Genomic DNA, 13,215 nt, shown 5'->3' on the forward strand with positions numbered 1-13,215 from the left:
GGGCTCCTTTTTTTGTGGTTTTGAATGCTCACCCGTGAACGGCTTGATATACTATCAAAAAAGCGGCTTATAACGAGAATATTCTATGCGTCAGATTGTACTGGATACCGAAACCACGGGTATCGATCCCCGGGCTGGACACCGGATTATAGAAATAGGCTGTGTTGAAGTGGTAAACCGCAAGCTTACCGGGAATCACTTCCATGTTTATATCAACCCACAGCGTGAAATAGAAGCAGACGCAATAGAAGTACATGGTATCACCAATGAATTTTTGGTCGATAAACCGGTATTTGCCGATGTTGCTGCCGATTTTATTGCCTTCATCCAGGGTGCGCAGTTGGTTATCCATAACGCCCCATTTGATGTCGGCTTTATGGATCATGAATTCGCTCTACATTCCGCCACCCGCTCAACCAAAACGGCCGGTATTTGTGAGGTACTTGATACGCTGGCTTTGGCCAGACGAATGCATCCTGGCCAAAAGAATAATCTTGACGCCTTGTGTAAGCGATACGGTATAGACAATAGCCACCGTGAGCTGCACGGCGCCTTGTTGGATGCCGAAATTCTGGCTGATGTATATTTGCTGATGACCGGCGGCCAGACCAAACTTAATTTGCTGGGGCAGGGCGCAGAAGGGCAATCCGGGGAGAGTTCGGGCATACGCAAAGTTAACCGTTCAGCAAATAAATTAAAGGTTATCTATGCCAGCGCCGATGAATTAGCACAACATGAGGCACGATTAGATATTGTGCAAAACAGTGATGGACAATGTTTGTGGCGAGCAGGGCAAAGCGAATAAGGCAATTGATTAGTCTCCGATGTCTTGGGGGGCTAGGGGTATTGTGTCTAAGCGGTATGGTGAATGCTATTCAGGCAACCCCGCCTGAGGGCGCCGAGCCTCAAGCTGCGCCGGTTATTGAAGCATTAGGTGATGAATACCAAAACTCCATTACATTGCTGCAAAACCGCTTTAGAATAGATCACAATGTCAGTGAAATTACCATGGTGTTTTTTCGCCAATACGGTTCTGCGCCAGTTGTTCTGGTACGCCCTGATGGTTCAAAAATTTTTCAAAGCCGGGCTGAGCAGGAAAATGCAGTGTGGTTTGATGCTGACACCTACGACATGGTGACCGTGAAAGATCCGGTACCCGGCCCCTGGCAGGCGGTAGGCCAGATTAAGCCCCATAGTCGCATCATGGTTATATCTGATATAACTCTTGAGGCCCAGCCACTACCCGCTACCTTATTTTCCGGCGAAATCATCAAACAAACAGCCACCTTGTCGAATGGCGACAAACCCATATTGGAGCCAGGCTTTCGCGATGTAGTGACATTAACGGTTGAGCTGATCTCTACGAACAATCCTAACTATGCCAACTTCAAAGCCGATAATCAGCTTATTGCTACCTTTGAAGACAATGGGCGGGGAATGGATGAAAAGCCGCTTGACGGGGTATTTACCGGGCAGTTTAACCTTACTGTGCCTGCTGGTGAGTGGACGCCGGTGTTTAAAGTTACCACCCCGATGTTCAGCCGTGAACAGGTGGATCCGCCCTTTATGTTGCTGGAAAACCCGGTTTCACTGGATGTGACGCTGGCCAAGGCGGATGAGCAATACCATACTCTGTTAATTAATGTTGACCGCGAACAGATTAATATTGATACCTTGCTGGTAGATGGCAAAGTACGTTATCCCAATGGCGATATACAAAACTTTTCGCTTACTGAGCCTACCGACGCTGCCCGGGTACATCCTGTTTTGGCTATGGATGAAGGATTATTCAAAGTTAAACTCACCGCTTACGGGCAAACCCATTCTGGCCGGGATTTTATTCTGGATGTACCCGAATACAGTTTTGAGGTTAACACGCCGCAGCCTGCTCCCACGCCCGAGCAAGAGCCCCAGGATTTGGCCGCGGCGGCGTTACCCACCGACCCAACAACTGCTTTACAAGAGCCGCCGCCAGAGGCCGATGAGGCAATGTCTACCGGTACATTGATTACATTACTGGCGGTGGTTAACGGCACTATCTTGCTCATTGTGGGGGGCACTGTTGGGTATATTTTATGGCGGCGCCGGCAGCCGGTTGCCAGTGCATCAGCGCAGCCTGACCTGGTGATGCAAGATGCCCCAGATAACAGTACAGCTAAGTTCAACCCGGCAGCGAAGCTCACAAAGTGGTTTGCCCGTTTTAAAAAGAAACCACCGCCGGCTGATTAATCGGCCGCCGCTATATATTAACCGGGCCAGGATAGGGCTTAGGTCATTCCTGTGCTGAGTAGTCATGCAGGGCGGCATACGCCGACGGGCTGAGTACTTGGCGACCACGCTAGGATGTCGCCGGTTAAACCGGGCCGGGTACAGTGAATTTTTCAGTATGATTGTTGTATATTGCAGCATTATGTCGAATATTCATGCAAACAGCCGTTATTCTGTTTTTTTGTGGTAAAAAAGCATTGACTCTTAAAATCGATAACCGTATTATCTGCGCCGCAGTGAGGGGGGAACGTTCTGAAAAGCACGAATCCAACTTGCTGAAAGTGTTAAAGAAAGTGGAGCGGTAGTTCAGTTGGTTAGAATACCGGCCTGTCACGCCGGGGGTCGCGGGTTCGAGTCCCGTCCGCTCCGCCACTTTAATACAGTAAGCTAAAGGCCTACGGAGCGGTAGTTCAGTTGGTTAGAATACCGGCCTGTCACGCCGGGGGTCGCGGGTTCGAGTCCCGTCCGCTCCGCCATTAGTTTACGCTAGATCTTTTACGCTTCGTGGAGCGGTAGTTCAGTTGGTTAGAATACCGGCCTGTCACGCCGGGGGTCGCGGGTTCGAGTCCCGTCCGCTCCGCCATCTAGTGTATAAGATCGTATATCATCCTTTGCGGAGCGGTAGTTCAGTTGGTTAGAATACCGGCCTGTCACGCCGGGGGTCGCGGGTTCGAGTCCCGTCCGCTCCGCCATTTTATGACATCCCCTTGTAACATCCCTCGTTGAATTTCTTGGTTGCCGAAGGTAATCACGTTACCATCTAAGCAAGTACAGTCTGGCTTTGTTAAATGGTTAATATGCAGGAAATTCTTGTCTGTCGCGACATCAGTAAAACCTATCATGACGGTGCTGTAGACACCGCCGTATTAAGTGATATTTCTTTTCAGGTCAATGCTGCTGAGCATATTGCTATTTTAGGCAGTTCAGGCTCGGGTAAGAGTACCTTGTTGCATATTTTGGGCGGTCTCGACTCACCGACCCACGGTGATGTACTGTTCCATGGCCAATCCATGTTCTCCCTTTCTGCCTCAAGACTTGCCGCGTTGCGCAATCAGCATATGGGCTTTATATACCAGTTTCACCACTTACTTGCTGAATTCACCGCACTGGAAAATGTTGCTATGCCTTGTTTGATTGGTGGTCTTCGCCCTACGCAAGCTAAACAAAAGGCCAGTGCCCTATTAGAGCGTGTAGGTTTATCCCATCGGTTGAAGCACAAGCCTGCGGCATTGTCCGGCGGCGAACGCCAACGGGTGGCAATTGCTCGCGCTTTGGTTTGTGAACCCGCGTTAGTGCTGGCTGATGAACCTACCGGTAATCTTGATCATCAAACGGGGATTCAAGTCTACGCCCTGCTACGTGAACTTAGCCATGAATTCAATACCAGTTTTGTCGTCGTAACCCATGACCGGGAGCTGGCGGCGCAAATGGATCGCACACTGACTATTGTAGATGGGCAACTCACGGCTACATCAATAGGGCATGAGCAATGAAACTGGCGTGGCAGCTAGCCCGGCGTTTTCGTCAGGCCAAACAAAAAAATCGGTATATCTCGTTTATCTCCTTTTCATCGACCTTCGGTATTGGCCTAGGCTGCTTTGTACTGATAACCCTGTTGAGTGTTATGAACGGATTTGAGCGCGAACTTACCCAGCGTATTTTAGCGGTTATCCCCCATGGGGAGCTTTACTCTATCTCCAACGAAGGGATAGAAAAGTGGCCCCAGGTAGTTAAGACCTTGCAGTCCGATACCCGTATAGCCTCGGTTGAGCCGTACACAAAAATAACCGGCATGTTGCAGCACAAAGCCGCTCTCAAACCTGTGGAGCTGACGGGCCTGGATGTATCCGGCGCCAGTCATGATAACTGGCTTGAACAGGTCACCCCAGCTGCGTGGCAACGCTTTGTAAAGCAGCCGGATGGCGTATTGTTAGGGCAGGGGCTGGTGAATAAACTACAGCTTAAAACGGGCGATACCCTGAGCGTGCTGGTACCGGTAACCACCGACGATCTTGCCTTTAAAGCGCCTAAAATGGTGAAGCTTACCCTTGTAGGTGTACTGTCTATTGGCGGTGAACTAGATAACTACCTGGGCATGATGCACTTGGGCCTCGCCTCACAGGCCGCAAACATTACCTCCGGGGCGCAAGGGGTGCGGGTGATGTTAAATGACCCGTTTGCGGCCAAATCTGTCATGCGGGAAATTGGTTTTGATTTTCCTCAGGCGGTGTATATGTCTGACTGGACCCGAACGCAAGGGCACCTATACAATGATATACAACTGGTACGAACCGTAGTGTATATCGTCCTAACGCTGGTGATAGCGGTGGCGTGCTTCAATATCGTTTCGACGCTGGTTATGTCGGTACGCGAAAAACGCGCAGCCATTGCGATTCTCAAAACAATGGGCGCGCAAGATACTTTGATAAGGCAGGCGTTTATGCTGCAAGGGCTGACCAACGGTATTATTGGTATTGCTGCAGGCACATTGATGGCAGTTCTCATTGCGCCCAATTTATCCATCATTGTTAAAGCCATTGAAAACCTGTTCAACACAGAGATTCTGTCGGGCGATATCTATTTTATTGACTTTTTGCCTTCACAGCTGGAAACAATGGACGTAGTAGTGACAGTGGTAGTAGCCATTATTCTGGTGGTATTAGCCACCTTGTATCCTGCCAGCAGAGCGGTAAAAGTGGCACCGGCTAGCGCGTTAAACGGCTAGCCGGCAAGGGCGGGTTAGCTGTTTCTGTCGAAATGTTCCAGGTCAATATCCTCTTCTCTACGCCCTGCATTTATATCGTTAAAACAGGCTTCATCCAGCTCGTTTTCGCTTTTCGCAATAATACAGGCCACTGTGCAGTCGCCGGTAATATTCACCGCTGTTCGGGTCATATCCAGTAACCGATCGACACCAATAATCAAGCCAATACCCTCGACTGGCAAATTGACCTGCTGTAATACCATAGCCAGCATAATCAGCCCAACGCCCGGTACGCCCGCGGTACCAACTGAGGCCAGAGTGGCGGTAAGTACTACCATAAGATAATCGGATAAGGTTAAATCTACCGCATAGACCTGCGCGATAAACACAGTCGCCACCCCCTGCATTATAGCCGTACCATCCATATTGATGGTTGAGCCTAAGGGCAGAGTAAAAGAAGAGACCGACTTCCCAATCCCTAGCTTATTGCGTGCCGTTTCCATGGTGACGGGGAGCGTGGCACTGGAGCTTGAGGTAGTGAACGCAAATTGTGCAGCATCGCGCATCTTTTCAAATAAGATAAGAGGATTCAGGCCGGTAAACACTTTGAGCAACACGGAGTAAGTTACCAGAGCATGCAGAACCAATACGCCCAGAACTAACAGAAAGTATGTGGTCAGACTGCCCAGCATATCGGCGCCGATGGTGGCAAATAACTTGGCCATAAGCACAAATACACCGTAGGGCGCCAGGTTCATAATAATGGTTACCAGCCGCATGATAACGGTATTGATATCTTCGAAAAAGTTTGCCACCCGCTTGCCAGCTTCGCCACACATCGCCATGGCTATACCCAATAACACAGCAAATATAATAATCTGCAGCATTTTGCCCTCGGCCATCGCATTCACCGGGTTGGTAGGGAACATATCGATAATTACGTGGGATAGCGAGGGAGCTTCCTTAGCGGTGTAGGTAACGTCGGTGGCGGCTTCTACATTCGCACCTGGGGCCACCAGTAAACCTAACCCAATGGCCAGTGATATTGCGATGGCAGTTGTGAAAATATATAACCCTATCGATTTCGCCCCCAGACGACCCAGTTTACTGGGCTCTGTCAGGCTGGATGTACCACATATCAGCGATACAAAAACCAGCGGCACCACCAGCATTTTCAAGCTCGCAATAAATATTTGCCCAAGCGTTGAAAATATACCATCTACCAGAATGTTATACGTGGAAAAGCTATAACCAAATATCGAAAAGCGTAGATCTCCGCTATCATCAAAAACCAGTTGGAGCAATACACCGATAATGATTCCGGCAATCATGCCGATAAAGATTCTGACGGTAAGACTATACTTGTGCGCGTTTTGAGACATGAGTGTTCCCTGAAACATTTGTTTTTATATTTATAACGCCGAGTAGTGTGCCAGATTCCCAACAGATTGAAATAATAAAAACGTAACAAATACGATGAATAGAGGTTCAGGAAGACGAATATGCGTGCATTAGCAAAATCGCTGTTATTCATAGCTATCCTTTCCATGCTAACCGCTTGCGGCGGCGGTGGCGAGCTGGAAAGAGATACCGACACCAGTACCGGCACTGACGGTACTGACAATTCCAATGGAACAGACGGTACCACGAGTGAGTATGCGGTAAGTCTGGCGCTACAAAGCGCTGATGGCTCCAGTAATAAGAACCTTAGTCAGGATTCTCCGCTCACTCTATCTGTAACGGTGAATGATGCGGATGGTAATGTGCGGGCAGATACCCTGGTCACGTTCACCCTGTCAAACGAGGAGCTGGCTACCTTTAGTAATGACACCGGTACCGCGCGTACGGATGATAACGGAGTGGCAACGATTGGCCTGACCGTGGGCGCGGCGGCAGGTGATGGCCTGATCACCGCTACCACGACTCAGGGTGAGGTAGGCACTACGACCTTCAGTTCAACCGGTACCACCCAAGTTAGCGTGCAACCTGCCAGCCTTGATTTATTTACCGATAAAGTACAACTGGCCTCAAGTGGCTCAGACACTGCGCAGTTAACCGCATTGGTAAAAAACGCACAGAGTGTATTGATGGAAGATGTGTCGGTGTCGTTTTCAGCTGTCGGCGAATCGGGGGTAGAAATAGAAGTTACCCAGGCTCAGACCGATCCCAGCGGTCGCGCACTGGCCACCTTGTCGACCGAAAATAATGCTGAGAACCGTGTGGTAACTGTAACCGCACGGGTGGGTGAGCTAACCCAGGATATCGATATAGAAATTGTGGGAACCGAAGTGACTATTAACGGTCCGCAGTCGGTAATTTTGAATGATACCGTGGCGCTGACTTTACGGGTACAGAACTCGGACGGCGTAGCCATTGCCAATCAAACGATAGAAATTACAGCTGACAAAGGCGAACTGTCAGCCACTACTGTGCAGACCGGCAGCGATGGTCAGGTAAATGTTGATTACACCGGTTCTGAATCAGGTAAAGATGTCATTACCGCCACCTCACTTAATGCGGAAATCGAGTTTAACCTTACCGTGCAGGAAGACAACTTTGTTTTCAGTCAGGCTCCGTCGGAAGATGTACCGCTAAATACACCTACGACACTCACTGTAAGCTGGTCTAAAGAAGATGCGGCCTTTGCCGGCGGTGCGGTTACCTTTACCGCTTCACGGGGCGCTATCACTTTGCCTGATTCGCAGACCGATGCCGATGGCAGGGCCAGCTTTACAATCCAGTCTGATAATGCCGGTATAGCTGCTATTACCGCCACGGGTGTCGACAATAACAATGAAGAAGTCAGCGCCCGAATAGAGGTTGAATTTGTCGCCACTGTACCAGCCACGCTGCTTGCCGATGCCACCCCGGATATTCTGGGCCCGGACGGACAAAAAAGCACTATTACTGCCATTGTTCGGGATGTGAATGGCAACCTGGTAAAAGACTCAGTGGTCAGTTTTAATGTTCGGGATACGAGTAGAGGCTCTATTGCTCCTTCGCAAGCCACTACCGACAGCAATGGGGTAGCATCTACTGTGTTTACCTCAGGGGCGGTCACCAGTGAAGATTTTGTGGTTGTGACTGCTGAAGTTGCTGATGACACCGCCGTAACGGATAACGTAGTTCTGACGGTAGGCGACCGCCCGTTTGATATCTCGTTAGGCACAGGTAATTTGTTGCAGTCTCCCGATGAGTCTACTTATCTTAAAGAATTTGCGGTGTTCGTGACTGATTCAGTGGGACGTCCAGTTGAAGGCGAAGCACTTACTGTTTCAGCTACGCCGGTAAAACTTTCAGCTCTCGGCAATTACCGAAAGGGCAGTTGGGTATGGAATGACGAAAAGTCATTATATTTCTCTGTAGTAACAGCTACTTGTCCAAATGAAGACAGAAATGCTAACGGGATACTAGACGCTGATGAAGAATACAAGAATGCAGATGGGGACCAGGTGGTCGGAAACGGTGATGGTATGCTTACACCGGGTATTGTAGGCAGTGTCCGTTTGACAGGTGATGGGATTACTGATGAAAATGGTCAGGCCACTGTGCAATACCGTTATCCAAGAGAATACGCAGAATTCACTGATATCGAGCTTGCGGTGTTTACCCGCTCGACCGGCAGCGAAGCCTCTGCTTATACGCGCTATAAACTCGGTATCGCCGCGTCGGATATTACTACCGAAGCGAGCCCACCACCGAGTAGCCCATTTGGGATTTCGGCTAATTGCAACAACGCATTTTAGTTTACTGCGTATTTGTAAATAGTTCGTTACAACGTCAAAAGCCCCGTTAGACGGGGCTTTTTTATGCTAAGCAGTGTGCGGCGGACGAAAAACAATCCCATCAATTTAACGGAAAAAAATCCCCTGCCGTTGCAGGGTATTTTAATATGCAAACTATTAGTCTAGCTGGAAAGGGTAAACCGAGCCAAGTTTTAACAGTTGTGTCAGCTCATCCAATGCAGTGCGCGACTCAGTAAGTAGTTGTGGGTCGCGCAGGTCGTCTTCACTTAACTGATCACGATAATGCTTGTCTATCCAGCTGTTAAGGCGGTCAAACTGGGTGTCGGTTAACAAGGTATGCTGGTTTACCTGTTGCAGTTCATCATCATTTAACGCTACACGTAGACGTAAACAGGCTGGGCCGCCGCCATTACGCATACTTTGCTTAACATCGAAATACTTCACCTGTTTAATCGGGGTATTCATGGTGACCACGCTGTCTAGGTAACGACTGACTGCGGTATTTTCCTGGCATTCGCTAGGGGCAATAATGGCCATCTCACCATTGGGTAAAGTAATAATCTGGGTGTTAAATAGGTAGGTTTTTATGGCATCTTGCAACGACACATCGGCGCTGGAAACTTCAATGAAATGCAGGGGATTGTCGCCGAATTTACGCTTAATTTGGGTTAATGCCTGATCTTTTTGATAAAACGCAAGTTCGTGGAAGAACAATACATTTTGGTTGCCTACTGCAATAACATCATTGTGAAATACGCCCTGGTCAATGACTTCAGGGTTTTGCTGAATATAGACCACTGAATCGTCATCCAAGCCGTGTAGCCTCGCCACGGCTTTACTGGCTTCGATTGTTTGGCGTGCCGGGTAGCGGGTAGGGGCAGGTTGGCTACTATCAAACGCATGACGGCCATATACAAAAAGTTCTACACCGGCGTGGCCGTACTGGGAACAAAGTCGGGTATGATTCGCTGCACCTTCATCACCAAAGTGCTCGTTATCGGGCAAATGAGTATGATGAGCAAAATACTTGTTATTGGCAAAGGTGCCTTTTAGAATGCGCCCGGTTACGTTTGGCTCCAGTGAACGGTGAAACTTGTTGGTCAGGTTCGCCGGAGTGAAATGCACTCGTCCGTCGGCTGTATCGGCGCTGGGCGAGACGGTAGCGGCGTTGGCTGTCCACATGCTGGAGGCAGAACAACAGGCTAAAAATACCTGTTTGGCGTGTTTAGCGGCATTTTGAAGTACGGTGGCATCGCTACCGGTAAAGCCTAATCGGCGTAAAGTATATATGTCGGGCCGTTCCTGCGGGGCTAAGATACCCTGGGTCATACCCATGTCGGCCAGAGCTTTAGCTTTGGCTAACCCTTGTTTGGCGGCCTGTTTGGGGCTGCTTGTTGCATTGGCATTACTCTGCGAGGCAACATTACCAAACGAAAGGCCAGCGTAGTTATGGGTAGGGCCCACCAGGCCATCAAAGTTTACTTCAAAATGCTTCATGCGTTCCTCAGTCTGTTTAAATGACATAAATTGTCACTATATTAGGGCAGTCCGTATGGTCATTTATTGCGTATGCCCCACACAGGGGTATAGCATAAAACCGGCGTTTACCGCATTGTCTATGGCCCGCATTATACGGCTTTTACGCGCCTTGCCAATCAAGGTGCCTGAAAAGTAAACAGAATTTGCATGGTAAAAAAGCGGTTAGTGGAATAACTATGAAGAAGAACTTGTTTTCCATTCACTTTGTCGATATATGTTAAAAAAGCATAAGCGTCACCTGATCACATTGTCTGGCGCGAAATTCAAAATTTAGGCTATATAAGTCTAAGATTTAAAACAGGTTTAGTTCAATCATATGGCAAAATCACTGGTCATCGTCGAGTCCCCGGCCAAAGCAAAAACGATAAATAAATATCTTGGTAAAGATTTTATCGTTAAATCTTCAGTAGGCCACGTTCGTGATCTGCCGACTAAGGCATTAGGGCAAGTTGAGCCGAAAAAACCGGCAAAAGAACTTAAAGCATTGTCCGAAGAAGAACGGACGGAATATTTACGTAATTACGAATACCGTAAGCTGGTAGACCGTATGGGCGTAGACCCCCAGCAAGACTGGAAGGCTCATTATCAGGTACTGCAAGGTAAAGAAAAAGTCGTCAACGAACTGAAAAAGTTAGCCAAAGACGCTGATACTATTTATCTGGCAACGGATTTGGATAGAGAAGGAGAAGCCATCGCCTGGCACCTTCAGGAGCTACTGGGTAACAAAAACCAAACCTATCAGCGTGTGGTATTTAACGAAATCACTAAAAATGCCATCCAGGATGCGTTTTCCAGTCCTGGTGAAGTGAATGTTGATCGGGTTAATGCCCAACAGGCTCGGCGCTTTTTGGACCGGGTCGTGGGCTTTATGGTATCGCCCCTGCTTTGGAAAAAAGTTGCCCGGGGGTTATCTGCAGGTCGCGTGCAATCGGTTGCGGTACGGTTGGTGGTTGAGCGCGAGCGCGAAATTAAAGCGTTTGTGCCGGAAGAGTTTTGGGATATTCATGCTGATTTAGATGCCCAAAGCAAAGCAGCCTTACGCATGTTGGTTAGTCGCTATCAGGATAAAGCGTTTAAACCGGTTAACAAAGACCAGGCTGATAAGGCAGTGGAGGAGTTACGTCAGGCCGATTATGTAGTACGTAGCCGCGAGTCCAAACCGACCCAAAGCCGGCCCTCCGCCCCCTTTATCACTTCGACTTTGCAGCAGGCTGCCAGTACCCGTCTGGGCTTTGGCGTGAAAAAGACCATGATGATGGCGCAGCGTCTTTACGAAGCTGGGCATATCACCTACATGCGTACCGACTCCACCAACCTGAGCCAGGAAGCGGTTGAAAACTGCCGTGAATACGTAAATAAAAACTTCGGTGAGCAGTATTTACCCCAAGACCCTATTCGCTATGGTAGCAAAGAAGGCGCTCAGGAAGCCCACGAAGCGATTCGTCCTTCTAACGTGATAGTAAAGGCAGATAGCCTGAGCGACATGGAGCGAGACGCACAGCGCCTGTATGAGCTAATCTGGCGCCAATTTGTGGCCTGTCAGATGACCCCGGCAAAATACGATGCCACAACTATCAAGGTCGCCGCCGGTGAATACGAGCTAGTAGCCAAAGGTCGCGTGCTTAAATTTGATGGTTGGACCCGGGTTCAACCGCAACTGCGTAAAAAAGGTGAGGAAGACCTGTTATTGCCCGACGTCCAACAAGGCGATGCTTTAGCCTTGAAAGAGCTGGATCCGAAACAGCACTTTACCAAACCAGTAGCTCGTTTTAATGAAGCCTCATTAGTCAAAGAGTTGGAAAAGCGGGGAATCGGGCGGCCGTCTACCTATGCCAGTATTATTTCCACCATTCAGGACCGCGGATACGTGCGGCTTGAAAATAAGCGTTTTTACGCTGAAAAGATGGGCGAGATAGTCAACGATCGGTTAATGGATAACTTTGTCGATCTGATGAGCTACGACTTTACTGCCAATATGGAGCAGCAACTGGATGACATCGCCGGTGGCAATAAAAACTGGAAGCAGGTGCTGAGCAGTTTTTATGAAGACTTCTATAACAAGTTGCTGACCGCAGAAAAAGATCCTGAGGAAGGCGGCATGCGCGCTAATCAGGCTATTCCGGCTGGGATAACCTGTAGTAAATGTGACCGCGAGATGAATGTTCGTACCGCCAGCACCGGGGTGTTTTTAGGTTGTTCCGGCTACAACCTGCCACCCAAAGAACGTTGCACCAATACCTTGAACCTGACCCCAGGTGATGAGGTGATGAAGGTGGACGATGAAGAGGAAATGGAAACCGAAGCATTACGCTCGAAACGGCGTTGTGATAAATGTGGCACTGCGATGGACAGCTACCTGGTAGATGAAACCCGCAAACTGCATGTGTGTGGCAATGTACCCACATGTGACGGCACCTACGTTGAAACTGGCACGTTCAAAATTAAAGGCTATGATGGCCCTATTATCGAATGCGATAAGTGTGGCAGTGATATGGAGCTGAAAAACGGCCGCTTTGGCAAGTATTTTGGCTGTACAAACGAAGAATGCAAAAACACCCGTAAACTGTTACGAAATGGTGAAGCAGCGCCGCCGAAAGAAGATCCGGTAGATTTACCAGAATTGGAATGTGAAAAAACCGATGCGCACTTTGTCTTGCGCGATGGGGCTTCAGGAATCTTTTTGGCTGCTCACAACTTTCCTAAATCGCGGGAAACCCGAGCGCCCAAGGTGGCTGAACTCGCGCGGTTCAGAGACCGTATTTCACCTAAATTCTATTACCTGGCTGATGCACCACAAGAAGATCCAGATGGGCAGCCGACTATTGTCAGGTTCAGTCGTAAGACTAAGCAACAATATGTGATGTCGGAAAATGACAGCGGCAAGTCAACAGGCTGGTCAGCGTGGTATGAAAACGGTAAATGGGTAGCAAAAGATACCCGTAAAAAATCAAAATAAGG

General features: G+C 48.9%; 8 protein-coding genes and 4 tRNA genes. 10 read left to right on the forward strand and 2 right to left on the reverse strand.

Features of this window, described 5'->3' with window-relative positions:
- The first annotated feature begins 85 nt into the window (after positions 1–85).
- The 8 genes from dnaQ (at position 86) to D0Y50_RS07830 (ending at position 4,993) form a co-directional block, all read left to right on the forward strand.
- Complete coding sequence (gene dnaQ, locus D0Y50_RS07795) at positions 86–805, forward strand: DNA polymerase III subunit epsilon (protein ID WP_117316303.1); 720 nt, start codon at positions 86–88, stop codon at positions 803–805.
- A 56-nt stretch (positions 806–861) separates the two neighbouring features.
- Positions 862–2,229, forward strand: a complete 1,368-nt coding sequence (locus tag D0Y50_RS07800; protein WP_232366485.1) for a TIGR03503 family protein — start codon at positions 862–864, stop codon at positions 2,227–2,229.
- A 334-nt stretch (positions 2,230–2,563) separates the two neighbouring features.
- A tRNA-Asp gene (locus tag D0Y50_RS07805) sits at positions 2,564–2,640 on the forward strand.
- A gap of 27 nt (positions 2,641–2,667) precedes the next feature.
- Positions 2,668–2,744: transfer RNA gene (locus tag D0Y50_RS07810), tRNA-Asp, on the forward strand.
- Between the two features lie 30 nt (positions 2,745–2,774).
- A tRNA-Asp gene (locus tag D0Y50_RS07815) sits at positions 2,775–2,851 on the forward strand.
- Positions 2,852–2,883: 32 nt separating this feature from the next.
- Positions 2,884–2,960: transfer RNA gene (locus D0Y50_RS07820), tRNA-Asp, on the forward strand.
- Between the two features lie 105 nt (positions 2,961–3,065).
- Complete coding sequence (gene lolD, locus D0Y50_RS07825) at positions 3,066–3,761, forward strand: lipoprotein-releasing ABC transporter ATP-binding protein LolD (protein WP_117318676.1); 696 nt, start codon at positions 3,066–3,068, stop codon at positions 3,759–3,761.
- Positions 3,758–4,993 carry a lipoprotein-releasing ABC transporter permease subunit gene (locus D0Y50_RS07830; RefSeq protein ID WP_117316308.1) on the forward strand — a complete coding sequence of 412 codons (1,236 nt, stop codon included), beginning with the start codon at positions 3,758–3,760 and terminating at the stop codon, positions 4,991–4,993. Before lolD ends, D0Y50_RS07830 begins: the two co-directional genes overlap by 4 nt.
- A 14-nt stretch (positions 4,994–5,007) precedes the next feature.
- Here the strand turns inward: D0Y50_RS07830 and D0Y50_RS07835 are convergent, their stop codons facing one another.
- Complete coding sequence (locus tag D0Y50_RS07835) at positions 5,008–6,354, reverse strand: dicarboxylate/amino acid:cation symporter (RefSeq protein ID WP_117316310.1); 1,347 nt, start codon at positions 6,352–6,354, stop codon at positions 5,008–5,010.
- A 120-nt stretch (positions 6,355–6,474) separates the two neighbouring features.
- Here D0Y50_RS07835 and D0Y50_RS07840 point away from each other — a divergent pair, with 120 nt between their 5' ends.
- The gene (locus D0Y50_RS07840; protein ID WP_108566168.1) at positions 6,475–8,718 is read left to right on the forward strand and encodes an Ig-like domain-containing protein; all 2,244 of its coding nucleotides are present in this window, start codon (positions 6,475–6,477) and stop codon (positions 8,716–8,718) included.
- A 156-nt stretch (positions 8,719–8,874) separates the two neighbouring features.
- Here D0Y50_RS07840 and astB read toward each other — a convergent pair whose 3' ends face one another.
- Entirely contained in the window at positions 8,875–10,215 is a 1,341-nt protein-coding gene (astB, locus tag D0Y50_RS07845) for an N-succinylarginine dihydrolase (RefSeq protein ID WP_108566167.1), read from the reverse strand.
- A 358-nt stretch (positions 10,216–10,573) separates the two neighbouring features.
- Here astB and topA point away from each other — a divergent pair, with 358 nt between their 5' ends.
- Positions 10,574–13,213, forward strand: a complete 2,640-nt coding sequence (topA, locus tag D0Y50_RS07850; RefSeq protein WP_117316312.1) for a type I DNA topoisomerase — start codon at positions 10,574–10,576, stop codon at positions 13,211–13,213.
- Positions 13,214–13,215 lie beyond the last annotated feature (2 nt).

This window comes from Salinimonas sediminis, assembly GCF_003429285.1.
GTDB classification, from domain to species: domain Bacteria; phylum Pseudomonadota; class Gammaproteobacteria; order Enterobacterales; family Alteromonadaceae; genus Alteromonas; species Alteromonas indica.

Coding starts and splice junctions, on each gene's coding strand:
- D0Y50_RS07840 (WP_108566168.1), top strand. CDS start 6,475: ATGCGTGCATTAGCAAAATCGCTGTTATTCATAGCTATCCTTTCCATG.
- astB (WP_108566167.1), bottom strand. CDS start 10,215: ATGAAGCATTTTGAAGTAAACTTTGATGGCCTGGTGGGCCCTACCCAT.
- D0Y50_RS07830 (WP_117316308.1), top strand. CDS start 3,758: ATGAAACTGGCGTGGCAGCTAGCCCGGCGTTTTCGTCAGGCCAAACAA.
- lolD (WP_117318676.1), top strand. CDS start 3,066: ATGCAGGAAATTCTTGTCTGTCGCGACATCAGTAAAACCTATCATGAC.
- D0Y50_RS07800 (WP_232366485.1), top strand. CDS start 862: ATGGTGAATGCTATTCAGGCAACCCCGCCTGAGGGCGCCGAGCCTCAA.
- dnaQ (WP_117316303.1), top strand. CDS start 86: ATGCGTCAGATTGTACTGGATACCGAAACCACGGGTATCGATCCCCGG.
- D0Y50_RS07835 (WP_117316310.1), bottom strand. CDS start 6,354: ATGTCTCAAAACGCGCACAAGTATAGTCTTACCGTCAGAATCTTTATC.
- topA (WP_117316312.1), top strand. CDS start 10,574: ATGGCAAAATCACTGGTCATCGTCGAGTCCCCGGCCAAAGCAAAAACG.